Source organism: Synechocystis sp. LKSZ1 (assembly GCF_040436315.1).
In the GTDB taxonomy this organism is placed as follows: Bacteria; Cyanobacteriota; Cyanobacteriia; order Cyanobacteriales; family Microcystaceae; genus Synechocystis.
Genome location: NZ_AP031572.1, coordinates 3519684 through 3544608, shown reverse-complemented (window position 1 = coordinate 3544608; position 24925 = coordinate 3519684). Strand labels below are relative to the sequence as shown.

The 24925-nt window shown below is 51.3% G+C and carries 17 protein-coding genes; 7 read left to right on the top strand and 10 right to left on the bottom strand.

Annotated features, from left to right (window positions below; all coding sequences use genetic code 11):
- Nucleotides 1–218: 218 nt before the first annotated feature.
- The gene (locus tag ABXS88_RS16050) at nt 219–1649 is read right to left on the bottom strand and encodes a protein kinase (protein WP_353673051.1); all 1431 of its coding nucleotides are present in this window, start codon (nt 1647–1649) and stop codon (nt 219–221) included.
- Between the two features lie 203 nt (nt 1650–1852).
- On the bottom strand, nt 1853–2773 hold the full coding sequence (locus ABXS88_RS16045) for an NAD(+) kinase (protein ID WP_353673050.1): 921 nt from the start codon (nt 2771–2773) through the stop codon (nt 1853–1855).
- A 65-nt stretch (nt 2774–2838) separates the two neighbouring features.
- Between ABXS88_RS16045 and ABXS88_RS16040 the strand changes: the two genes are divergently transcribed.
- Nucleotides 2839–3555, top strand: coding sequence for a precorrin-2 C(20)-methyltransferase (locus ABXS88_RS16040; protein WP_353673049.1), 717 nt, complete (start codon nt 2839–2841; stop codon nt 3553–3555).
- Here the strand turns inward: ABXS88_RS16040 and ABXS88_RS16035 are convergent.
- Nucleotides 3545–3838, bottom strand: a complete 294-nt coding sequence (locus tag ABXS88_RS16035) for a circadian clock KaiB family protein (RefSeq protein WP_353673048.1) — start codon at nt 3836–3838, stop codon at nt 3545–3547. The genes ABXS88_RS16040 and ABXS88_RS16035 overlap by 11 nt on opposite strands.
- Nucleotides 3839–3860: 22 nt before the next feature.
- Entirely contained in the window at nt 3861–4745 is an 885-nt protein-coding gene (locus tag ABXS88_RS16030) for a response regulator (protein WP_353673047.1), read from the bottom strand.
- Between the two features lie 476 nt (nt 4746–5221).
- Between ABXS88_RS16030 and ABXS88_RS16025 the strand changes: the two genes are divergently transcribed.
- Nucleotides 5222–5779: an HPP family protein gene (locus ABXS88_RS16025; protein ID WP_353673046.1), complete on the top strand. Its 558-nt coding sequence runs from the start codon at nt 5222–5224 to the stop codon at nt 5777–5779.
- A 158-nt stretch (nt 5780–5937) separates the two neighbouring features.
- On the top strand, nt 5938–7095 hold the full coding sequence (locus ABXS88_RS16020; protein WP_353674835.1) for a chloride channel protein: 1158 nt from the start codon (nt 5938–5940) through the stop codon (nt 7093–7095).
- Nucleotides 7096–7108: 13 nt separating this feature from the next.
- On the opposite strand, the gene ABXS88_RS16015 is transcribed toward ABXS88_RS16020, so the two are convergent.
- Nucleotides 7109–7345, bottom strand: a complete 237-nt coding sequence (locus ABXS88_RS16015; protein WP_353673045.1) for a hypothetical protein — start codon at nt 7343–7345, stop codon at nt 7109–7111.
- Nucleotides 7346–7635: 290 nt separating this feature from the next.
- Between ABXS88_RS16015 and ABXS88_RS16010 the strand changes: the two genes are divergently transcribed.
- Nucleotides 7636–8082 (top strand): CopD family protein, encoded by a 447-nt coding sequence (locus ABXS88_RS16010; protein WP_353673044.1) that lies wholly within the window; start codon nt 7636–7638, stop codon nt 8080–8082.
- 14 nt (nt 8083–8096) lie between these two features.
- Here the strand turns inward: ABXS88_RS16010 and ABXS88_RS16005 are convergent, their stop codons facing one another.
- From ABXS88_RS16005 to ABXS88_RS15995, 3 genes are all read right to left on the bottom strand, one after another.
- Nucleotides 8097–9536, bottom strand: a complete 1440-nt coding sequence (locus ABXS88_RS16005) for a DUF2079 domain-containing protein (RefSeq protein ID WP_353673043.1) — start codon at nt 9534–9536, stop codon at nt 8097–8099.
- Nucleotides 9536–10954 (bottom strand): DUF2079 domain-containing protein, encoded by a 1419-nt coding sequence (locus tag ABXS88_RS16000; RefSeq protein ID WP_353673042.1) that lies wholly within the window; start codon nt 10952–10954, stop codon nt 9536–9538. Before ABXS88_RS16000 ends, ABXS88_RS16005 begins: the two co-directional genes overlap by 1 nt.
- Nucleotides 10955–11018: 64 nt before the next feature.
- A complete protein-coding gene (locus tag ABXS88_RS15995; protein ID WP_353673041.1) occupies nt 11019–13868 on the bottom strand; it encodes a cation-translocating P-type ATPase in 2850 nt (949 codons plus the stop codon).
- A 263-nt stretch (nt 13869–14131) separates the two neighbouring features.
- On the opposite strand from ABXS88_RS15995, the gene rpe reads away from it, so the two are divergent.
- The 3 genes from rpe (at nt 14132) to ABXS88_RS15980 (ending at nt 18138) form a co-directional block, all read left to right on the top strand.
- Nucleotides 14132–14827, top strand: a complete 696-nt coding sequence (gene rpe / locus ABXS88_RS15990; RefSeq protein ID WP_353673040.1) for a ribulose-phosphate 3-epimerase — start codon at nt 14132–14134, stop codon at nt 14825–14827.
- A gap of 121 nt (nt 14828–14948) precedes the next feature.
- On the top strand, nt 14949–16142 hold the full coding sequence (locus ABXS88_RS15985) for an FtsW/RodA/SpoVE family cell cycle protein (protein ID WP_353673039.1): 1194 nt from the start codon (nt 14949–14951) through the stop codon (nt 16140–16142).
- Nucleotides 16143–16158: 16 nt separating this feature from the next.
- The gene (locus ABXS88_RS15980; protein WP_353673038.1) at nt 16159–18138 is read left to right on the top strand and encodes an NAD-binding protein; all 1980 of its coding nucleotides are present in this window, start codon (nt 16159–16161) and stop codon (nt 18136–18138) included.
- On the opposite strand, the gene ABXS88_RS15975 is transcribed toward ABXS88_RS15980, so the two are convergent.
- Both ABXS88_RS15975 and ABXS88_RS15970 read right to left on the bottom strand, forming a co-directional pair.
- Entirely contained in the window at nt 18121–19023 is a 903-nt protein-coding gene (locus ABXS88_RS15975; protein WP_353673037.1) for a lipid kinase, read from the bottom strand. The genes ABXS88_RS15980 and ABXS88_RS15975 overlap by 18 nt on opposite strands.
- Nucleotides 19024–19045: 22 nt before the next feature.
- Nucleotides 19046–24688, bottom strand: coding sequence for a translocation/assembly module TamB domain-containing protein (locus tag ABXS88_RS15970; RefSeq protein ID WP_353673036.1), 5643 nt, complete (start codon nt 24686–24688; stop codon nt 19046–19048).
- Nucleotides 24689–24925: the final 237 nt, after the last annotated feature.

Genomic DNA, 24925 nt, shown 5'->3' with positions numbered 1-24925 from the left:
AACATTTGGTCTTGAATTTATCCTAGCGGACTTATTCTGGGAGAACGACTGGCAAAATCTAAATAAAAATCACGATTTGAAAAGTTTCATAAACTTTTTGGTCTTTTTTGTCATGTGAACAGGAGTGGAGCCTCTTCTCAAGTTTAAGAAGCTTTTTTAATTAGAACTAAAATAAGAATATCGGTGGTAAACAAAGATGGATCAAATTCCCTATTTGTTTACTCAGGTTTAGGGGTAGCTTTAGGTTTATCGGGTTGAGTCGCTTTAGGAGGAGTAGCGTCAGGTTTAGTAGGCTGAGTTGCTTTAGGGGTAGTAGATTGAGGCTTAGCAGGTTGAGTAACTTTAAGTTCAGTAGTCCGAGCTGGTTTAGGAGTAGTAGCTTTAAGCTTGGCCGGTTGAATAGTTTTGGGCTTGTCGGTCTGAGCTGGTTTAGGGGTAGTAGCTTTAGGTTTAGCGGGTTGAGTTGGTTTAGGAGTAGTAGCTTTAGGCTTAGCGGGTTGAGTTGGTTTAGGGGCAACTTTAAGAGGAGGAGAAGATCGGGGCTGAACTGGAACTTTTACAGCGTTACGAAATGGAATCATTAAACCCAGTGTTAATCCAATGGTTCCTGTTGCCAGACTGGAAAAAATCAATAATAAATCAAGATTGATCGTTATTTGGCGATTCAAAAATAACTTGCTACTTTTTATCGGTTTTATGCTGTTTGTGGAAGAATTCGATTTAAAGACCTTGACTGTTTTTGGGGTTTGATAAAAATCAACCAATAATTTTAATTTCTCTAAAATAGCCTGGGCGTTGATTGGTCTATCATTGACATCGGGACGCATTAATTCATCTATTAAATCTCTTAATTCCTGGCGATAGCTTTGGGCTTCCTGTTGCCAAATCAAGCCATTTTTTAAGCTATCTTGAAACTGATCTGGTGTTTTTCCTGTTAATAAAAAAACAAACGTGCGACCCACTGAGAAAAAATCAGAGCGATATTCTGCATGGCCATGTGCTTGTTCATGGGGAGTATAACCAACTGATACAATTCCTGTAACGCCTTGTCCAGAAAGTTTTTGTAAATAGGTTTGGGTTTCTTCTCGTGCTGTACCAAAATCAATTAAAGTAATTTGACCAGAAGACCTTAGCATAATATTGGCTGGTTTAATATCTCGATGAAAATAGTTTGCACTATGTACTAACGCCAGGATTTCTATCAACTCCTGTAACCAACGTACTGCCGCTTGTTCTGAAATAGGTCTATAATCTCTTTTGGACAAATAGTCTTCAATGGTTTCCCCTTCAATATATTCCATCACCAAACATCGCAAGGGTTCCTGACCACCTCGTGGAAAATAGTCAAATCGTCCTCCTATTTCTACAGAGGGAATCCCCGGATGAGTTAAACCTTGAAGGACACGGGCTTCTTGATCGAACAAGGAGATCGCTTTAGGGTCAGTATTATGAAGAATTTTTAAGACTTTCTTTTTTCCACAATCATCTACTAAATAAGTGATCCCAAAGCCACCGCCCCCTAGATATTGAATCACACGGTAGAGATCATTAATTAGAAGGCTTGAGCCACAACCTGTGCAAAATAAGCGCAGACCTTGATCTTCTTGATTTTTTGACTTCTCACAATCTGGATTAATGCAAAGACTCATTGTTTTAGCAGTTAATTAAAGTAAATTCAAACCAAGGCACCTGATTTAAAGGCATGATAGGCTAGTTTGGCAACCATGAAAGTGTATCCTAAGTTAATCTAAATCAGCTATTAAATTGTTTGCAATCAGAGCGGCAGGACCCGAACCCACAACCTCTACTACTTTAAAGTAGTGTGATACTTAAGTTGGCGACGCCCTACAAGTTAATTAGTGTGATTATTTTCCAAATGGATGCGGGCCCCCGCCCACTGCAATTTATCCCGCAGGGTGTGATAAAAGGAGTAATGTTCCCGCAGAAGAATAAACTGGGCCGGTTCATGGGCCATACGAATACCCACCCGTTGGCCCGGCCAAATGCCGGTAGCTAAGGAACCATCAGTCCAGAGTTTGGTGTTGAGTTCGTAGTCTCCCAGGGGCCAAACATTGACGGTAGAACCGGGGGGAATCACGATCGGCCGACTTGAAAGGCTGAGGGGGCAAATGGGGGTAACGATAATGGCATCCATGCCGGGGTGGAGGATCGGGCCATTGGCCGAAGCCGTATAGCAGGTGGATCCCGTCGGTGTCGCCACGAGTAGACCATCACACTGGTATTGATCCACCAATTCCCCGTCAATTTCGATCTCAATGGTGGCGGTGGGCATTCGGTCAATGCTGGCGGGCTTGATGCACATTTCATTGAGACAATGGAAACGTTCACTGACGAGGTGGGGATTTTCCTTAGACCCTTCGTAGAGGCCCGCTTCGAGGGTCATGCGTTGGAGAACCGCGTAGCGATCCTGGAGTAGGCGCTCCCACACTGCCGCTGTATCCTGAAATAGGTCTAGGGGTTCCGTCAGAAAGCCCAGATGGCCCCCCACGTTAACCGCAAGAATCGGAATTTTTTCCGGGGCTAATTGTCGAGCCGCCGCTAGAATAGTGCCATCGCCCCCCAGGACGAGGGCCAGGTCAATCTTTTCGTTCGCCGAGGCCAGAAATACGGGATAGGGGTTATCTTTGTAGCCACTGGGGCCCATCAGAACTTTGCAATTCAGTGCTTCGAGTTCTTTGGCACAACGCTCGGCGTAGGCTTTGCTTTGGGGATGGCCGGCCTTGTGGGCAATAATAACCTGTCGTAGTTCCACGGTAGGACGAGAAATGGGGAGGGCCCTCCCATAGTAGAGTATCGATGGTGAACTGAGAGTGGTCAATGCAAAAACTGGGCATCCTCTGGGGAGTGAGTGTGGGGACGGGCGATCCGGAATTGCTCACCCTCAAGGCCCTCAACTGTTTACAGCGTGTTCCCGTTGTCGCCTTTCCGGCGGGTTTACGGGGCCAACCCGGTATTGCGGAAGAGATTATTCGGCCCTACCTACAACCTGAACAAATTACCCTGGCCTTGACTTTTCCCTATGTTCTAGACACCGATGTGTTGGCCCAGGCCTGGCAGAGGGCAGCGGCGACCGTTTGGGATTACCTACGGCAGGGCCGGGATGTGGCCTTTGCCTGTGAAGGAGATATTAGTTTTTATAGTACTTTTACCTACCTGGCCCAAACCCTCCAGGCCCAGCATCCAGAAGTCTTGATTCAACGAATTCCAGGGGTCAGTTCTCCCATGGTGGCGGCCTCGGTTCTAGGCCTCCCCTTGACGATGCAAGACCAACGGTTGGCGGTTTTACCAGCTTTGTACCATCCCCAGGAACTGGAGCAGGCCCTAGACTGGGCTGATGTCATCGTGCTGATGAAGGTGCGTTTGGTCTACGGCCAGGTTTGGTCTATCCTGGCGGCCCGGGAGCTTCTGGGCCAGGCTTGGTTGGTGGAGCGGGCCTCGACCCCCGGAGAAAAAATTTATCATCCCCTGGATGGCTATCCAGAGCTAACGTTGTCCTATTTTTCCCTGCTGATTATCCAAAATCCTAGGCATTAAGTTCCAATTCACTGGGAAGTAAGTCTAGCCCAAACAAGACCCGCTGAGTGTTGGACATATCGCCAATAATGCGTTGTAGGGGCGGGGGTAATTGTTTGATCAGGGTCGGTGTCACCATCACTTTCTCCTGTTCGGCCCGATGGGGTTGTTCCAAAACGTCGATTATTTCCACCTGGTATTGGTTATTGAGTTCTTCTCGGCAGATGCGCACAATATTGGCAATGGCCCGCTGGGAATGGATGGAGTCGCCAGTAATGTAGAGTTTGAGGAGATATTTATTCATGGAAACCGTCGGAATCGGATTATTATTTGGTAGTTAAATTAAGCCGACTCAGGCCAATATAGTACTTTCGGTAGAAAGTGGCCAGGTAGCCCATTAATTCTAGAACCATCAGTCGGCCCTCTGTCACATAACCTTGGGCCTTAGCCAGGGGAACATCCTGATTTTTTTCCCGCAGGGTAACGGTGTGGAGCTCAATAATATCGCGGGGACTGGCCTTGAGAAATCCCATTTTATCGGCGAGTATCCGCAGGTCTTCTGACAAATTATGGTCAACTTTGTAAATTCTTTGCTCCAGGGCCAAGTCCAGAAGTTGACCGTAGGATTGACTCAACTCCGCAAAAATCTCCGGCAAGTATTCTTGAATAGTTTCGGAGCCAAAGAGACGAGCTGTGATGCTCGTAGAAGAAGCGGCGAGGGATTCCAGGGCCAAAAATTCCTGTTCTTGACGGGCTAGGTTTTGCTGCTGGGCCAAATTACTGCGATAGTTTTGTCGTTCCTTGGCTGAAAGCAGTTCGTAAGTTAATAGATTCGTATCCAGAGTTTGCAGGCGGAGATAACCATCAGCTCCGTACTGAAAAGCCTGAATAATCAAGGTTTCATTATCATCTTTGGTATAGACCACCAGGGCCGTTGTGGGCAGTTGTTCCCGCAGTTGGCTTAAGATGCCTAGGCCCCCCGTCTGCTCCGGCCCCTGCAAGCCTAAATCCAGCACCACAATATCCACCGCCTGGGCTTCGAGATAGTGGTTTGCCTCAACCAAGGAAGCCACACACCTCCAACTAAAACACTGTTCCCTCGGGGTCACACGGCAGGGAGACACCATAAGCAGGCCGTGCATCCACTCAGCCATCGCTAATTCATCTTCAATCAGAAGGACTTGATAGGGTTCATGATTCACGGATAACATGCTGGGTTGAGGCGGTATGAAATGCGTGACAGGAGTAGATGACCCGATGGGGGGTGAATCAAAAAGCTTGCTAATTTTAGCATTAGGCACCTTAGCCTAGAATTTTCCCTCGTTGGCGGAAAACCCTACCTTTTTCTTCCGTTTTTTCGCTAAAAGATTTTCTTTTCTCTGAATCCTTTCTTTTTCCAGAGCTACCCTGAACTGTCCCACAAAAAGGCTTAGGGCGACCCTTCGTTTATCAACCGCTGATTTAATACAAGTCTACGCTCTAGCAAAATACTGTGTAGTAAGCTACTTTTTTCTATTTTTTGGCGAAATGTCATGCTATCTTAACTTTTGTGGGGCAATGACTCTCTCCCATGGAGCCGCTTATCGCCTCAATTGTAGGTTGCTCATCTTCACTGAGCTTGATGATTATCGTTCACTACAGTACATGTCAATGCTTTAGCAGTATTTTTAGGAGTGCCTAATCCTTCATGCTTAACTACAGGAAAGCCCGCTCGAAATGGGAAAACTATTGGTTCAAAACCTTCCACCGATGGCGCTCTTGCCCTTTAACTTGCGCAATTGAGAAGCCTCATCATCGTCACATTTTTTGGAGTTGGTTCGGCAGTTTTCTGGCGATCTCCATCTGCGCTTATCTGACAGTAAAAACGAACTCTCCCTTTTTGATGGCCCCTTTTGGTGCCACTAGCGTTTTGATCTTTGGTGTTCCCGATAGCCCTTTAGCACAACCCCGTAATGTTATTGGTGGCAATTTCTTGGCGGCCTTGGTGAGTCTGACGATTTTGCATTTTTTCGGTTCTTCACCGATGGCGATGGGAATGGCCGTTTCGCTAGCTATTGGCATCATGCAATTAACTGGAACCGTACATCCTCCTTCGGGAGCTGTTGCCTTGGTAGTCATGATGACCAAACCAGACTGGCAGTTTATCATGACACCAACCTTTGAGGGGTCAATGCTTTTAGTCTTGTGTGCTGTTATCTTCAATAATCTAGCAGAAGAAAGAACCTATCCCAAACACTGGTTATAGTGCAATACACCAGTTACTAAACCTCTTCATTCAACTCTGAATTTATCTTGACTCATCAACATGTTCGTTTCCGCCTGTTCGAGAGGTTGAGTCGTTGCCTCCGTTCTTTGGTGATCCATCAGCGGCTGAATCTATCGCGTCAGATTATTTACTGGGTGATGATTGGGATTGGGTGTGGGCTGTTTGCGGGTCTATATTGGACGGTTTTAGAGCGACTCACTGAGTTTGTGCGAGCGCTTCACAGTCTGAGTCTCCTGGTCATCATGCCTTGCGCCGGACTGTTGATCGGATTAGTCATTCATCGATTGGGGCAACCCGGTGAGATTGGCTTGATCGTAGATAATATCCATTCTCGGGGCGGACGAATTGATACTCACGAAAATCCGGCTATGCTTCTGACTTCACTGCTAAGCATTTCCGCCGGAGGTAGTTTAGGCCCTGAAGCCCCAATGGTACAAGTAACGGGTTCCTTTGGTACCTGGATTGCAGATCGGTTGCAGCTAGAAGGAGAAGACCTGCGCTCCCTTAGCTTGGCAGGCATGGCAGCCGGCTTCACTGCATTGTTTGGGGCACCGTTAGGAGGTGCTTTCTTTGCACTAGAAATCCTGCATCATCAGCATGTAGTCGAATATTATGAGGCAATTTTGCCGGCAATTGTGTCAAGTTGCGCAAGCTACCTAGTGTTTGTCTGGATCACACGTTTAGGAATTGGGCCAACCTGGCAGTTTCCTCAGTATCTAATCCATGACATCAATGATTTTGTTTGGGCAATGGGATGTGGGATTCTTGGGGCGCTCGCCGCCTGGATTTTCATCGGAATTTTCAAGCGATGTCAATGGCTATTTCAGCAAATTCCTGGCCCAGTTTATGTCCGAACAACTTTGGCTGGCTTGATCCTGGGGGTTCTGGCTATCTTGTGTCCACTCACACGCTACTTTGGGCATGAAGAACTGAATCTAGTTTTGGAACAGAATGCAACAGCCTTTGCCCTACTACTTTTAGCGGGTGCAAAAATGTTAGCGATAGCAACTACCGTGAACGGAGAATGGCGCGGCGGATTTATCATTCCCCTCTTTTTTACTGGAGCCTGTATCGGTAAAGCTCTATCTCTGCTTATACCTGGGGTACATCCGGTACTCTCAATGATTACCACCATGGCAGCCTTAAACGCTGCGGTAACACGCACTCCAATTAGTACAACTCTGTTGCTCAGCAAATTGACTGGCTTCACTCCCTTTGCGCCCATTTTGTTTGCGAGTTTAGTCGGTTTTTTTCTATCTCCCAAACTGCCGTTTATTCGAGCGCAAGAAAAGTGAACGCGAGGAAAGCCTATGGGAGCAGTGATTGTAGCTCTAATTGACAGGCCTGAACCTGCTGGCGCGAGACAATTCGCATCTCGTGGGGGTAGCGTGGTCGAGGATCATCCACCAACCAAATGGGCGGTACCATGATGGTTTCGTAGCAATCAATTTGATATAAGACCCCTGGCTTAGCCTTGAGTTCTACCATTGTTCCGGGTAAATACTCAAACATTTCATCCCAGTCAATGGGGGAGTCGGTCGGCATGGTCAGTACTCCATATTCCTCGAATATTTTCCTGTTCCCCTCGTTCCATACCCACAAGTCATAAGGGTTGACTGATGCTTAGGAAGATCGTAGACAGGCTTCCATCTCCTGCCAGGGACACAATCTATGGGGATTTCTGGACAATGCTTTCCCTTCGGGAAAATGAGGGCGAAGGGCCAGACATTTTCTGTATTTATTCTTACAAAAGAGAGTCATTCTAGCCTAATCCATCACAATAAATTCACAAATCGTGACATATCCTGATTAATAATGCTGGGTCATTAATCTTTATGCTGTTCAAACTTCTGGTTATTCTGCACACCTTAGGATCCACTGTCTGGACGGGCGGCCACCTCGTCCTGGCGATGATGGTTTTACCGGGGGCCTTGAAAAATCGTGACCCTGACCGCATCCATCAGTTTGAAGAACACTTCGAGAACTTAGGCCTGGCGGCCCTATTACTCCAGGTGATCACAGGTTTGGGTCTGACTTGGATCTATTTTCCTGGCTTCCAGAGCTTCTGGGCCTTTGAGTCCTACCTATCGACCTATATCGGCCTCAAGCTCTTGCTACTGCTGGGAACGCTGGCCCTGGCCATTCATGCCCGCTTCTTTATCATTCCTAACTTAACCCAGGAAACTCTCCAGGCCCTGGCCTATCACATTATCGGGGTGACTACCTTGGCGGTGTTGTTCGTCATTCTAGGGGCCGGAATTCGTTTAGGGGGATTAACCTAAGCCATGGGTTGCTGCTAAGGATTGACTGAATCCAAGGCTAGGGGCGCAGTCGGCTGGGTGAAGAGCATGACCCCATCTTGCTGAAACTGGGTTTGAAAATGGCCATTCTCCTGAATCGCTGCGATAAGGGCCTGAACCACTTCTGGAGAACTGTCCTGACCGGGATGGCGTTGATTTAACAAAATATAGTCAAAGGTCGTCAAGTCGAGCTTTTCTGCACCGGGGATAATCAACTGCACCATGGGTCGATGGGTTAGGTGGGGGGCTATATTAGCATTCGTTAAAACACTGCCAGTGGGGGTAATTTTCGCGATGGCCGTTTGCGTGGCCTGCCAAGTATCCCAGGTTGTCAGATAACGCTCCCAAAAGTAACCTATTTTGGCCAGGGCCAAAAAACACACCAGACTCCAGACCAGAATCCAACGACGGCTACGAATCCAGGCTGTTTGGGCCGCTAAACTATCGATCACTATCACCAAGAGAAAGGGCAGCATGGGCAACGAGTATTGATGCAATAAATCTTTTTGACTGGGGTCTTGGGACAACAGATTCATCAGCAGAAAAGGCAGCAAAGCAACGAGGGCCAGGCCCTGGTGGGGGTGTAGGCCCCAGAGGAGTGGTAGCACCAGCAGAAGGCAGTAGCCTAGATTAGGGCCATTGAAGAGACCGCCCAAAAATAACCAGGGTTTGAATAGAAGATTGGCCGCAATCTCGGTAAAGGAGGCCCCCAGGTAGCCGTAGCGGGAGAGGTGGCGGCTAATTGATTCGGGATTCTGACTAAAGTAGGGAATGATAATCTGCGTAGCTAGGCCAAACCAGATAATCCCCAATCCCAGGGCAATTCCGGCATAGGGCCAACGTTTCTCCAATCCCAACCAGGCTCCCAAGCCAACGACAGCCAAGGCCAATACCGCTTTACAGCTACAGATCAACACCAACAACAGGGTAAACACCAACGGTCGCCGGGCCCGTGCGGCCCAGATAGCCCCCAACAGGGCCGGCAGGGCCAATGCATCCGGGTGAAAATCAAATAGATTGAGATTGAAAACCAGAGGATAGAGCAGGTAGACATAAGCCAGGGTCAGGGCCAGACCACAGCTAAGACCCGCCTGACGCGCTAACCCATAGCAGGGAACAGCTCCCAGGGCTAAGGCGAAAGCCTGGAGTCCCAGCAACCAATAGACACTGGGATAAACCCAATACAGCAGGGCCAGAGGATAAAAAATAAAAGCGGCGTGGTCTCCTAAAATGTGGCCCTGGAGAAAAGAGGAAATCGGTGGCTGGCCCTGGCTAATCAGATAGATAGCCTGGTCAAAAATACCCAAATCCCAAGCGGTGGAATGATAGAGCAGATGCCTTAGAGAGCTGGCCCCTAAAAGAATCATAAAACTGACCCCCACCGCTTTCCAGAGGGCTACAGGCAAACGGGTATTCAGGGGAAATAACCCAGCCATTAGGATTGACGCTCCCCAGTCTGAAGCGACTGCTTTTGAAAAACTACCACCTCATCTTGCTGGTAACGAAGCTGGAAATCGTGCCGTTGGCTGAGGCTCTCTCGGAGTCGGGGCAAAAGGCCAGGCTCAATCTCCCAGCCCGGATGGCGTTGATTCAGGACAACATAGTCAAACTGGCCCAAATCAAGGGTTTCAGCTCCATTAATAGCTAGTTTAATCAGAACACGATGGCTCAGGTGCGGGGCCAAGGTAGCCGTTGTGAGGACGCCCCCAGAGGTTCTGACTTGCTGGATGGCCTGACGCGAGGCCTGCCAGGTGTCCAGGTTTTGCAGGTAGAGAGACGTAAAATAACCAAACTTGGCCAAAGCCAGAAACGCCACCAAGGCCCAGAGCAGAATCCAACGGGGCCGCTGAAGCCAAGCCCGTTGATGGGCCAAACTATCAATCACAGCAATCAGTAAAAAGGGAAAAATGGCAATGGAATATTGATGAACCAGGTCTTTTTGGGGCAGATGATCCGTCAACAGGTTTAAGCCCAGGGCCGGCAAGGCCGGGATCAGGGGATCCAGATGTCGCCAAGTCAGGCCCCAGAGCAAAGGAGCTATTAGCAGTAGCAGATAAATGAAGTTGGCCCCAGTGAAGAGATGGCCCAGGACAAGTTGGGGTTTTAGCAACAAATTGACGGCAATTTCCAGAACCGAACTACCTAAAAAATCGTAGCGGCCCACGGCGGCCACCTCACCACCTTTGAAGTGGGGAATAAGCCATTGGGTCGTGAAAATGAACCAAAACGCGCCAGAACCTAGGGCAATAGCACCGTAGAGTCTGCGCCGTTGCCAGATAAGTAACCAAAGCCCTAAAAAGATCACCGTCAGGGATAAGACTGCCTTACAACTCAGAACTAAGATAATAGCCCCGATAAATTGCGTTAACGTTTGCTCCCTAGCCGCCCAGACGGCCCAGAGTATTGCTGGTAGCGCGATCACTTCGGGATGAAAGTCAAACAGGTTAACGTTAAAGATAAGGGGGTAGAGCAAATAAACAACCGCAATCGCTTTGGCCTGCGCTGGTTTCACCCCTGCCTGACAAGCCAAATGGTAACTCGGCCAGGCCCCTAGGGATAAACTCAGGGCCTGGACTGCCAGAAGCCAATAGACCGAGGGATAGAGACGGTAGAGAAGCCCCAGGGGGTAAAAAATAAAGGCGGCGTGATCCCCCAAAATATGCAAATCCTGAAAAGTGGTGATGGGCGGCTGGTCAACGCTGATCAAGTAGGTAACCTGGTCGAAAAAGCCGAGGTCTAGGGCATTGGACTGAAATAAAAGATGACGACTAACACTGGCTAGACTCAAAACCAGCGTGCTGACCCCTATCAGCATCAGTAAAAATCGGTTTTCGGAAGACAGCAGGGATTTCAAAGCAAAATGCCGGGATATCGTTGAGCATTGTAGCGCTTGGCTGGGCTAGAGACTAGCATAATGACTAGGGTTGCCGACGGCTACTGAACTGATGGTAGAACCGGATCACAACTTTTTCCATTTCCACCCACAGAAACATCAGGCTACTAAAACCCAAGCAGATCAGCAGTTGCTGGGGAGTTAGCAGATCTGTTTCAAAAAAGTTCCGCAGGGGTTCCACATAGATCAGCATTAACTGCAAAACAGTGGTGACGATCACAGAGCCCCATAGGTAAGGATTACTGAAGGGATTCATTTCAATGGTAAGGCGGCTATTGGAACGTACCGCAATGGCATGACCCATCTGCGCGATACAGAGCGTTGTAAAGACCATGGTTTTCCAACTATCCGGTGCGCCTGAATCAATGGCGCTATGGTAAGACCAGACCATGAGACTGATGGTAATCACCGAAAAAATAATGCCAATGCGAATGATGTAGGAACCCAGGCCCCGGGCAAAAATACTTTCCTTCGGGCTAAAGGGCGGGCGGTTCATAATATTGGGGTCGCCGGGTTCCACTGCCAGGGCCAGGGCCGGTAAACCATCCGTGACCAGGTTCATCCACAGGATTTGTAACGGCGTGAGGGGAACCCCCGACAGGCCAATAATCGGAGCGGCGGCAATGGTGATCACTTCGCCAATGTTACTGCCCAAAATGTACTTGATAAAATGGCGAATATTGCTGTAGACGACACGCCCCTCCTCGGTAGCCGCGACAATGGTGGCGAAATTATCGTCGAGTAACACCATATCACTGGCCTCTTTGCTGACATCGGTGCCGGTAATCCCCATAGCGATGCCAATATCCGCCCGCTTCAAGGCCGGGGCATCATTAACACCATCGCCGGTCATCGCCACAAAACAGTTGCGCTTTTGCAGGGCCTTGACAATCCTTAGCTTATGTTCTGGAGAAACCCGAGCAAAAATATTGACTTGTTCGACCTTGGCTTCTAGGTCGGTCTGGGAAAGCTGATCCAATTCTTTTCCTGTTAAAACTGGCCCTCCCTGGGGATTGATGTCGAGACTCCTGGCGATGACTGCCGCCGTTAATTGATGGTCTCCCGTAATCATGATGGTACGAATCCCCGCCGCCAGGCATTTATCCACGGCAGCCTTGACCTCAGGGCGGGGGGCATCTAGCATTCCCACCAGGCCGAGCCAGACCAGGTCTGTTTCCATATCCGTTTCGCTATCGGCGGTTGGAATCTGACGCAAGGGTCGATAGGCCAAACCTAGAACCCGTAGGCCTCGACTGGCCATGGTATCGTTGGCCCTCAGGATGTTTTGTCTCAGGGTCGGCTCTAAGGCCTGGACTCCCGTCTCCCGTTGGCCATAACAACAACTAGCCAGAACAAGTTCGGGAGAACCTTTGGTGATCAATAGAAAGGGAGCATCTTGACAGGCGGGCAGCAAGCTCAGCACATCGGAAGAGGAGGGTACTGCGACAATAACGCTCATGCGTTTACGCTCGGACGAAAAGGGAAACTCTCCCATCCTCGGCCAACGGGATTGTAGAGCCTCTTGCTGAAAACCAGCTTTCCCCGCTAGCGCCAGGAGGGCCCCTTCTGTAGGATCGCCCATAATGGCCCATTCCTGCCCGCTATAGTTCAGGTGAGCATCGTTACAGAGCAGACCACTCAGCAAGAGCAGGGAAAAGGGTAAGCATTGAGTGGGTGAAATAGTTTCTCCCTGTAGGGTTTTAAAGTCCCCCTCAGGAGCATAGCCGTCCCCAGTGACCTGTAATTGATGCTCTAGGGTTTGTAGCTCCTGCACCACCATTTTGTTCTGGGTTAAGGTGCCGGTTTTATCGGAGCAAATGACATTGACAGAGCCGAGGGTTTCGACGGCAGGGAGCTTGCGAATCAGGGCATTGCGTCGCACCATCCGTTGAGTCCCCAGGGCCAAGGTCACCGTAATCACAGCAGGCAGGCCCTCGGGCACCACTGCAACGGCCATACTCAGGGAAATTTCCACCAACTGTTGGAGCATGCCCCAGCCCTTTTGGGCTACCCCCAGCGTCACCACCAGGGCCACTAGGATGAGAGAAGCACTGACTAACACATTACCCAGGTCGGCCATGCGTCGCTGGAGAGGCGTGGGTTCATTTTTAACTTCCTGAAGCATCTGGGCAATTCGCCCCAGTTCAGTACTCATTCCAGTACTTGTGACAATAGCCTTGCCCCGGCCTTGAATGACTTCAGTGCCCATAAAGACCATATTTTGGCGGTCTCCCACGGGGGTATCGGCCGGCCAACCTTCGGCATGGGGAACCTTGACCACAGCCTGGGCCTCTCCGGTCAGGGCCGATTCCCGTAGGTATAAATTCGCCGCCTCTAGCAATTGGCCATCGGCACAGAGCTGACTTCCCGCTTCTAAGAGCATGATGTCTCCCGGAACGAGGCTAGGGGCCTCCACTTCCTGACGCTGACCCTCTCGAATCACCTGCACCTTAGGAGCCGCCAATCGCTTCAGGGCCGCTAGGGCCTTTTCGGCTCGGCTTTCCTGGAGATAACCGAGGACGCCGTTAAGGAGCACAATCGCAAAAATGGCAATGGTATCTTTAAAGGGGAATCCCATACTGGCCCCACGGCCGCTGTGGATTTGCCAGAGGTCTAGCAGACCAGAGATCAAGGCCACCGCGATCAGCATCAACAGCATGACATTCTGGAATTGGTCCAGGAAAATTTCCCCGTTACTGCGCTTGGCCCCTTCGACCAGTTCGTTTTTGCCGTAGTGTTGTTGTCGTTGCTGGAGTTCCGCTTGATCGAGGCCCTGCTGAGGATCGCTGGCTAAAATTTCTACAGTTTTCTCACTGCTGTAGCTATGCCAGCGCTGGTTTTGATCTGGCAACGGATGGGACTCAGCGGAAATCATGGGAAACCCTGAATAGTTTGAGCGCTCAAGGGATGTTGATCGGGATAAGCTCTCTAAACCCAAATAGGCCCTTGCTATTTCCTATGATACAGGGGGAGCCTCTGCCCTCAAGCTTAAGTTAACGCCACCGGGGCACGTTTCAACAACCATTGTCTTGGGGGAGAACCATCAAAAATTAGGCCCCAGTCGCCAGGGGTTACGGAAATGACCGTAATTGTTTACACTAAATTCAATTTCCAAGCCTTATCCTCCGATATTCTGCCATGTCCCAGAAACCGATTGTCGTTGCGCCCTCTATTTTGTCTGCCGACTTTAGCCGTCTTGGTGAAGAAATCCAGACCGTGGATCGGGCTGGGGCCGATTGGATTCATGTTGATGTGATGGATGGACGCTTTGTTCCCAACATCACCATTGGCCCTCTGATTGTCAGTGCCATCCGCCCTTACACGCAAAAGCCCCTTGATGTCCACTTGATGATTGTAGAGCCGGAAAAATACGTCGCAGATTTTGCGAAGGCTGGCGCCGATATTATTTCGGTACACGCAGAACACAACGCCTCTCCCCACCTCCACCGCACTCTGTGTCAGATTCGCGAGCTCGGAAAACAGTCCGGTGTGGTGCTCAATCCCTCAACACCGTTGGATTTAATTGAATACGTTTTGCCCGTCTGTGACCTGGTACTGATCATGAGTGTGAACCCAGGGTTCGGGGGCCAGAGCTTTATTCCCGAAGTGTTACCAAAAATTCGTAAGCTTCGTCAGATGTGTGATGAGCGAGGCTTAGATCCTTGGATTGAAGTGGACGGTGGCCTCAAGCCCGCCAATACCTGGCAAGTGCTAGAAGCGGGGGCCAATGCCATTGTGGCCGGTTCAGCGGTTTTCAACGCACCGGACTACACCACTGCGATTGAAGGCGTGCGGAACAGCAAACGTCCTGAACCCCAGTTAGCTGCAGTGTAGATGGCCTTTTCCTCTGGGGAAATCGCCTAAGAATGGGGGAATTCAGCCATTTCTAAGGTCTAGGGAACTTCAGAGGAAATTTTTGCTTCAGAGTTATGGTCTAGGAACCCGTTGAACGCCCTTGCTGAAATTTGGCACCATTCTCCGTTATCTAATTCCTATTTATGATCCAACAGTCAACAGTTGGGCCGGTGAAGCGCGTCTCCTCCGCACCCTCACCTTTGCCTGGATGCTTGTTGGCCTGATCGTTCTTTTTTCGGCGTCCTACCCGGAAGGTCTCGAAAATAGCGGCAATGGTTTTTCTATCGTTTGGAAACAAGCGGCCTACTTTTGGGTGGGTCTCCTGGCTTTTAATTTTTTGGTGCGACGGCCCCTGGTTGATGTTCTTGGCTTAGCCCCTTGGTTTCTCTTGCTCTTTTTAGGGTTGATCATTTCCACTAAAACTGGCCTGGGGACAGAAATTAATGGGGCTAAACGTTGGATTGCCCTTGGGCCTTTTTTATTACAGCCCTCCGAGTTTATGAAGCCCTGTCTGGTGCTGCAGAGTGCTCATATTTTCGGCAATTGGCCCCGTTTACCTGTCCGGGTTAGAGCCTTCTGGGTTGGCATTTTCTGCCTGACCTTAGCAGGCATTCTGCTCCAACCCAACTTAAGTACGACAGCCCTCTGCGGTATTACCCTCTGGCTAGTTGCGCTCTCTTCTGGGCTACCACTTGTTTATCTCGGCACAACGGCGACACTAGGCTGTTTGGCTGCGGTGACGAGTATTGCCTTTCGAGAATACCAACGGGAGCGGATTACCTCCTTTATGAATCCCTTTGCGGATCCAATGGGGAATGGCTACCAACTGGTACAAAGTCTTTATGCTATTGCGTCAGGAGGGGTAACAGGTACGGGCTATGGCCTGTCCCAACAGAAGCTATTCTATCTGCCAATTCAAACCACCGATTTTATTTTCTCCGTGTTTGCCGAGGAATTGGGCCTGATTGGTTGTCTTGTATTTTTAGCGTTTCTCCTACTCTATGCCACCATTGGCCTGCGGGTGGCGATGCGCTGTCGTCATCGGGTGAAGCGATTGATCGCCATGGGTGCTGTCATTGTACTGGTAGGTCAATCTCTATTGAATATTGGCGTGGCCAGTGGAGCCCTGCCCACCACCGGTTTACCCCTACCGTTCTTTAGCTACGGTGGCAGTTCCTGTCTAGCAAGCTTGATCTTGGCGGGCCTACTGGTGCGGGTCGCTCGGGAAAGCAATGAAGCAGAGGTGATTCGTCTCCAGAAACCGACTCAGATTCCCTTGGCCACGGCCCGCTAAGCCCTGGTGAGTTCCCGTGAATGAATTTTTTCTGGTCTGTGGTCTGGGTAGCCTTGGTCAGCAATGTGTCCTGGCCCTGAAGCAGTTTGGGGTTCGCGTTAAGGCTGTGGAAAAACAGAGCCTGGACAGTTACGAAATTCCCCATCTGCCGGATCTGCTTGATCAACTGGTGATTGGAGACTGTGCCTACCCACCAACTCTAGAACAGCTTAATCTAGAGTTTTGTCGGGCGGCCCTATTGGCCACGTCTTTAGAGGAAGTCAATATTGAAACGGCCCTGTTGATTCGTCAGTTAAGCCCCAAAACCCGTCTAGTGGTGCGTTCTGGCCAGCAGAATTTGAATGAATTATTAAGCGAACAATTGGGCAACTTTATTGCCTACGAACCCCTAGAACTCCCTGCCAATGCCTTTGCCCTGGCAGCTCTGGGCAGTGAAACCCTGGGCTTTTTCGAGTTGGATCAACAATGGCTGAGGGTGGTGCAAATTCAACTGGATGCCAAGCACCCCTGGCTTCACAACTTTCGGCTCCACGAACTCCATAGCCGAACAAGGCGTATCTTAATCCATAAGCCCTTGCGGGAGTTTGCCTGGCCCGGTTTCCATGAATGGGATGCCGACAGTACCCTCCAGATGGCCGACTATTTGATCTATGTGGAACTGCTGGATGCCTGGGGCCTGCATCCCTTGCAACGTGCTCAGACCCAGGCCCTGCCGACGCTTCCTTCTTCTTCCTGGCTGGGTCGTGGGGGCCAATGGCTGTGGCAACAGGGCCAAAATTATCGTCAATTGCTGGAATCCCGGCCGGTAATTGCCCTGGCGGGTTGTATGGTACTGGGCCTGATTCTCCTGGGAACTCTGCTCCTGAACCTGGCTCTGCCAGGAACCCCGCTGGTGGACTCATTTTATCGAACGGCTATTCTGCTCCTAGGCGGCTACGGCGACCTCTTTTCCGAATTTCAGGCAGCCCAGGCCAATCGCTGGTTGCTCCAGCCCGTGGCCCTGCTCTTAACCCTAGCGGGGACGGCCTTTGTCGGCATTCTCTACGCCCTGCTGACGGATAATTTGATTTCCAGTAAGCTGAACTTTATTCGTAAACGCCTACCCATTCCTAGCCATGGCCATACGGTGGTGATTGGTCTGGGACGAGTGGGCCAACGGGTCGCCCAAGTCCTCAAGAGTTGGAAACAGGCGACGGTGGGCGTGACCTTTAGCGGGACAATGGATGCCCGAATTTTGCCTGAAGTGCCCGTGATTAGTGGTTCACTTCAGGATGGCTTAAGCCGGGCCAACCTAATGACGGCTAATAGTGTGGTGGTAGTGACGGACAATGATTTGCTCAACCTGGAAGTGGCCCTGATGACCCAGAAACAAAATGCCCAGGCCCGTCTCGTGATCCGCACCGGCAAGGAGGGCCTGAGTCAGAGCCTGATGGGCCTCTTGCCCCGAGCCCAGGTGTTAGAAACCTATCGCTTGGCCGCTGAGGTGTTTGTAGGAGCAGCCTTCGGGGAAAATATTCTGAATCTGTTTCGTCTACAAAAACAAACCATCCTGGTCACGGAATACCAAATTGAGAGCAAAGATACGCTTTGTGGTCTACTCTTAGCCGAAGTTGCCTACGGCTACGGTATTATTCCCATTCTCTATCAGACAGCCGGCCACAATTCTGCTTTTCTGCCCTCCGATGATATCGCGCTCAAGGCCGGCGACCGCTTGGTGGTGTTGGGCACCATCGAGGGGCTGAAAAAAATCGAGATCCGTGACCTCCAGCCCAAAACCTGGCGAGTCCGAGTCGAGGCCATCCGCAACGAAGAAGCTGCCTTTGAAGGAGCCAATATTCTCAGTCGCATTTCCGGCTGTTCCCTCAAACAGGCCCGACAACTTATCGCCCAATTACCCGCAACCTTGGCCACACCCCTCTATCGGCCCCAAGGGCAACGCCTCATCCGAGCCCTGCGAAAAGTACAGGTCAAGGCCGGTCTAGTACCCATTGCGTAGCCAGGGAGCATCGGGAGCAGGGACAAAAACGGAAAGGGCCTGGGGCAGTAGGGAAAATTTGGCTGGACTTTGGGTCGTCAATTCTCCATCGGTGTTGATGGGCCGGGGACGGGAGGTGAGAATTTGAATGGCATCGGTCTGGATGGTGCGAACCCAGGGAAGCAATTGCTGTTGGCCACGGGGTAGATGAAAGAGCAGAGAAAAAACCTGCCACCAGTGGCGCACTTCTAGGCTATAGATATCTAAGCGTTGGTCATCAATGGTGGCATCGGCGGCGACGGCTAGCCCCCCGCCATAGTAACGACCATTGCCAATGGCAATTTGCAGGGTTTTCACCCGTAGGGATTGGCCTTCGTAGCGTAGGGTGGCATGGAAAAGACGCAATTGGCTCAGCACTTGCAGGGCCGTGATGGCGTAGGCGAGAATGCCCCAGCGTTGCTTGGCTCCCTGGGTTAATTTTTGGGTAATGTCCACGCTCAGGCCCAGGCTGGCCACATTGAAGTAACAGTGGCCGTTAACGACTCCCAGGTCAATCTTTTTGGTATGGCCCTCGGCAATTACCCGACAGGCCTCCGGCAGGTTGTAGGGGAGTTGCAGAGTCCGGGCTAGGTCGTTGGCCGTGCCCAAGGGCAGAATCCCTAAGGGTAGCTGGTGATCTACAAGGCTATTGACTACCCGATTCAGGGTGCCATCTCCCCCACCCACGATGACCAGATCCACCGTGGCCGCATGGTAGGCGATTAGGTCGGGCCAGGCCTGGGCATTTTGACTGGGAACAGTGATTAATTCAAAGCCAAAATTGTCGAGGGTATCAATAACCTGGGCAAAAAAACGTTGACCACTGCGGGCTTGTCGATTAATTAGCAGGAGTGCGCGTTTGCTCATGGTTGCCTCGGCCCTAATTAAATTAAAATTGCTTTTCGTACCGCACCCGGACTTCGTTAACACCGTAGTCATAGGTAAAGCGGACATAGCCTTTTTTTTCTACTTCGTAGATGGCCTCCAGGAAGGGGGCAATGCGGAAATCCGTGCTACTAATTGTATTGCTAATGGCAGTTTCCACATCGTACACCAGGCCCTGGAAGATCATGGGAATGGCTAATTGGGTAATGCCGACATCGATTAACTGGCTAGAATTTTTCCCTTGGAAGGCATCCACCAACACAATCACCTGTTCTCCTAACAGGCGAATAATTTCCCCCTCACTACGAGGTGGGCTACTGGTTAGGCGAATAGCGGGATTGCTAAAGACCTGTTTATCATTAAAGCCTTGGGAAGCCAGTACATCTAAACAGTTAGATAAATTACGGAGTTGATACTCGGAAAAGCTACTGACCCCTGGTAGGGGCTTAAATTCTGGCGTAGCGCGGCAGGCCCTGGCCTTTTGGGCATTGAGCTTGGGCAGGAGTTGATTGAGAGAACCGTTGAGCAAGAGACGAATATCAATCCGCTGAATTTTATTAATGCTATCGTCGGGAATTTCATTACTATCAGCAGAGCGGATACGCTGGGACTGGGGCAATTCCGAGACAATTGTTCGCATCGCCACGTTCAAGTCAGGATTAAACAGGCCTTGATTGGGTTTGAAAACGATCTGGTTGGAGTTACGTGGATCGAGGAGAAAACGGGTATCCAGAAAACTAACCCGGCCCCGTTGGATCGCAATCTCTCCCTCCGGACGAATGCGCTCGGGATCCATGAGCGGGCCATTCAATCGTAAATTGCCGCCAAAGGCGAAACTGTAGAGAGGATTCTGCTCAATGAAGAGGTTATCCATGCGGAGCCGGAGATTATCCAATTCCGGGGTGATCAGGGGCTGACTCTGCTGGGGTCGGAACCAATCGTTTCGGGGGAGGCCGGGGGCCGTATTATTGGCCTGGAACACTTGGGCCGGCAGCAACACTTGCCCGTTAGCCAATTGCAGATAGCCGCTCACCCGTGGCTTGAACAGGGTGCCATCAACACTCATCAGGCCCTCCAGAGCACCGGTGTAGAGAGTCGGCAGGTTGAGGGTGGCTTTGTTGATACTGATGCTAAGGGGATTTTCTACCTGGGCCTGGGCCGTAAACAAAGGGAGTTGGCCCCGGACGCTTACCTTACTTTGGTCAAAAATACCGACCAATTCTTCAACTGTCAGGGTTTCGTTGTCAAAATTAATCAGGCCACTAACTTGTAGGGGATCTTCCAGGGCCGCACTCTTGAGGCGGGCATTCTCTAAGCGAATCTGGCCCCGTGCATCAAAATTAGACAACTGGACATGGGAATTAATGGCCAGTTCTCCCTGAATATTGAGATTAATTTCACCGAGGCCATCCAGCCAGACTAATTGGTCTTGGGTCAGGGCCCCCAGCAGTTGCATCGCTTCTGATTGCAAGTTCAGACGCACCTCAAAGGGCTTAGTGGTAATAGTACCGTGGTGCTTGCTTTGGGGCACTAGGGGAATATTGGCGTAGAAGGAGAGGGGGGATTGGCCGTCCGTCGCCACCTGGATACGGCCATCGGTAAAGCTAAAATTCCCTGCTAGACTCCGGCGTAGGGGACGAGCGTTTAGCGCTGGTTCATCCACGCTAAATAAGCCGCGAATCTGCGGCTTTTGGAGAGTGCCGAGAATACTCCCCTGGGCATTGAGTTTACCGGCCACCTCGCTGGGAAGCGGCAGAAAAATATCCAGGGTATCGAGGGAAAAGTTGCTTACCGACCAGACGGCGGCATTTTGCTTCGCTGAGAAATTCCCTTCGAGGGCCAGCCGGGCATCCCGAAGATCCACAAAGGAGGGTTTGACAGTGACCACACCGTTGCGGAAACGGGCCTGGAGATCCACCCGATGGATGGGCAAAAAGCGGGTATTATTCAGCACCAGGCCGAGGGGCGGCACAATATTCGGAAAGGCCTGCTGAGGATACCAACTCCAACGCTGGCCCTGGAGACGCAGATCGAGTTGGGGGGCCTGGAGATTGCCACTCAGGCTAATGTCGGCATCAAATAGACCATCAATGTTCAGTTCTCGAGGTAGGGTTCCTTGTTGGTACTGTTGAGCCAGCAAACGAATTTTTTGATCGATAACGTAGAGGAGATTGAGTTGGTGCTCTAGAGGATAATTGGGATTCCCCACCGTGAGTGGGGCCAGGGATTGAGCTACATTGTCAGGAGGCGCTTGCCATTGCAGGAGGCGCAGGAGAGAATCCACATCAGAAATACGGAGGGCACTCAACAATTCATTGACCTTGCCCTGGCTAATGTGCAGGTTGCCCTGGAGGGCCTGGGTTTTCAGATCCAAACTGGCCCGGAGGTTATAGCGACTTTGACCCAGTTGTAGGACGGTATGATCAAAACTAAGAACTTGATTCTGATAGGCTACCTGGGTCTTGAGGATATCGGCTTTTAGGCCCCCCAGGCCAAGTTGATCAATTCTTAGATGGCCCTGGCCCGTGCCATCCTGGAGATTAAGGTCAAATTGAGCTTCGGCTTGGCCAGTGAGAAGACCGGGAATATTGTACTGACGGCCCGGTTGTAGGTTTAGGGCTGTTAGAGGCAACTGACGCACATTAACCCGCAGGTAATCACCATTTTGATAGCCCTCTAAGGCCAGGGGACTATCGGTTTGGTAAGTCTGGCGCAGGCTAAACTGGGTCGGCAGGAGGGGCAGGAGGCAGGCTTCCCTGGGGCAATAGCCTAGGGTCAGGGCCAGTAGATCTTCTTGGCCCTTGAGTTTCAGGCTTAAGGGTCGGCCCCGGCTCAGTCCGAGGGTTCCCTGCAAGATTGGTTCAAACGTCCTTTGATTAACCACCAGATTGGCCAAATTAACCTGGCCCTGGAGTTGCAGATCCCGCCAATCCGTGACCGCTTTTCCTGTTAATTGGCCCTTAAAGCGAGCTAATCCCGCCAAGCTTAGGGATTCCGGGCGTAGACTCGGGGCCAGGGGGAGATGATCTAACCAAGTATTCACGGGGAACTTAGCCAGATTGGTTTGACTTTGCACCTGGAGCTTAACCTGGGCCAGTTGGGGTTGCTGGAGCAGATTGGCTAACGTTAGGCTTCCCTGGGCCTGGAGGCTTTCAGGGCCAAGCTTGAGCTGAGCCGTTTTCACCTGGACGGCGAGGGATTGGCCCCAATTCTGGGGAAACGTCCCCGCGACTTGCACTTGGGCCGAAAGGGGGTCTAGGGCCAGGCCCTGTTCAGGGAAAAGACTTTGCAGGTTGACCCGTTGGGCCATGAGGCGGCTTTGCCAACCCCGGGCCGTGAGTTGCGTGGTGCTGAGGATAGTCCCGCCGCCCAGCCGGAAGCGCAGATCCGCCGTCGCGCGAACCCCCTGGAGTTGCGGTTGGGCCTGAAGCAAATCCCCTAAGGGCGCGGTGAATTGAATCTGGCCCCCCTGTAATTGCACCGGAATCGTGAGGGCTGGGGCCAGGGCCTGGAGATTTAGCGTCCCCATCTGGGCTTGACCCCGGAGTTGACCCTGGGCAATGTCCCCTTGGAGATTAATTTGATCTCTTCCCAGGCTCAAGGCCATTTGCGTTTGTCCGGTCAGGCCCTGCCAATTCAGAGTCTGATAATCGGCTAAACGGCCCCGCAGATTCAAGGTTGCCTGGGCCAAGCGAACCTCTGGGGGGAGTTCTCTTAAAAAAGGCTGGAGTTGCCAATTGTTCAGGGCAAGGGCCGTCTTGAGTTCCCCTTGGTTTAACTCGGCCTGGAGAGCTAGGCGTTCTGCGTCACGCCGGATCTGCAACTGTCCACTCCCTTGCCAGGTCTCCGGGTTCAAGTCTTGGAGCGTCCCTGCTAAGCGAAGATTCGCCTGTTGGAGGGTGAGTGGCCGCTGGGCTAAGGTCTCGGGACAGGAGACGGAACGACAAAGCAACGGGAAAAATGGCGCTAGGGCCAACTGATTGGCCTGAATTTGAGTCTGCCATTGGTTACGGCTCCAATCTCCTTGGCCCGTTAGCTGGAGTTCGCCCCCCTGGGTTTGGACGCGGGCCTGGTTTAGGCGCAGGGTTTGGCCCTCTAGACTGGCCTGCCCCGCCAAGGCCAAGCTGAGGTCTTGCCACCGGTTGGGAGTGGTAGTTTGCCAATCGAGACGGGCGCGGGGATTTCCCAGGGTTCCCGATAGATTCCCCCGAGTCTGGAGATTGCCGATTTGGATGTCATCGGCCAGGACTTGGTAGGGTTGGAGCAGTTTTTGACTGGCTAATTCTCCCTGCCATTGCAGGGCCAAGGGAATCGTCTGCCAACGCCAAGCTTGACCTCTCAACAGGGGCCGCAGTTGCCACTGGACTTGGCCCTGAGCTTGGATGTTTCCCCCCGTGGTCGGCCGGACTTGGAACTGAGTTAGTTCCAATCGGTCTAGATTGCCCCGGAACTCGGCCCCCAGGGTAGAAATACTGACTTTATCGAGGCGGAGGGGTTTTATGTTGCCAAGACGACCTCGAAATTGAGGGTTATCCAAGGCCCCCGTGACTTGCCATTGGGCTTTGAGGGAACCCGTCAGGGGCAGGGGTGAGGTCAGTTGGAAGGTTTTGAGGAAAGCTTGCGTATTAATGTCCTCTGTCTGGAAGGCAAGGGCGTAACCCTTTTGCCAATCCACCGTCCCTTGCAGGGCTGTTTTCAAAGGGCCGAGGGCCAACTGCCCTTGTCGAATTACCAGGCTCTGGCCAATCAAGCCCAACTCTAGATTGGCCTGGAGGGGGGCCTTGAGACCCTGCCATTGGGCCTGGAGTTGTTGCAGAGTGACATTGCCCTTGACCTCAGCTTCCTTAGCCTGTTGCCAACTGGGCAAATGAATCTTGGCTTGGCCTTGCACCGACCCCTGCTGGAGTTGGCCCGGAAAACGGGGGAACAGGCCGACTAGTTCAGTTAAATTAAGTTTTTTGAGACTCAAGGCCACTTGACTCTGGCCCGTATTGAGTTGGGTTTGGCCCTGGATTTGAACTTGACTCTTTTGGAGGCCGACCGCCAGATTATAGTCAATTGTCTGTGCCTGGTTGCTTCTTTGGTACTGATACTGGCCCGTACCCTCAAGCTTGAGCATTAGGGCCTGGGGAGCCCCGTGGGGTAGTAGTTTAATTTGGCCCTCCTGGATTTGCAACCGGGCCGCAATATCTGTGGGCAAACGTAGGGGGCCTTGGCCCTCCGGAAGTTGGAAGTTAGACCATTTCCCCGCCGTATTTTGTTGCAAAGTTAGTACTAGTTTATTGGCCTTGGCCTCTAGGGCCAGGGGTTGCCCCATCAAGAAAGACCAGGGATTGAGGGCAATGGTCAGATTGGGCAGGTTTAGGCTGGTCGGATCTTTGGCTGTAGCCGAGAGGCGAGAAGGGCCGAAGCGGACTTCAGTGAAGTAAAAATGCTGCACTGGCCCGATTTCCACTGGCCGCCGAAGCTGGCGAGATAATTCGGACGAGAGCCAGGGGGAGAGATGATGATAGGCCCAGTACTGGAGACCGGCACAGATTCCCCCTAGAGAAACCAGTACACCACTGGTTACCCCCAGGACAGCAGGCTTTCTCAGCCATCGCCCAAGGGGAGGAAAACGGAAAAATCTTGGCCGGGGAGAAGACATGCCAGAGACAGGGTAAACGAAGAGACAACTCGACCCCTAGTGTAGACTCGATTTTCCAGGATTAGGTTTCTTGTCTAGGCTTATACCTGCCATTCCGCAGACGATCGAATCAAAGGTACTATTTTACGTCAGCACTGTATCAACTCAATCCATCAATGACCGCAACTGCACTCAATCCCCATTGATAACGAATATGATTTAGCCAGAGCGGTAATAGATGGGATGACAGCTTGTAGA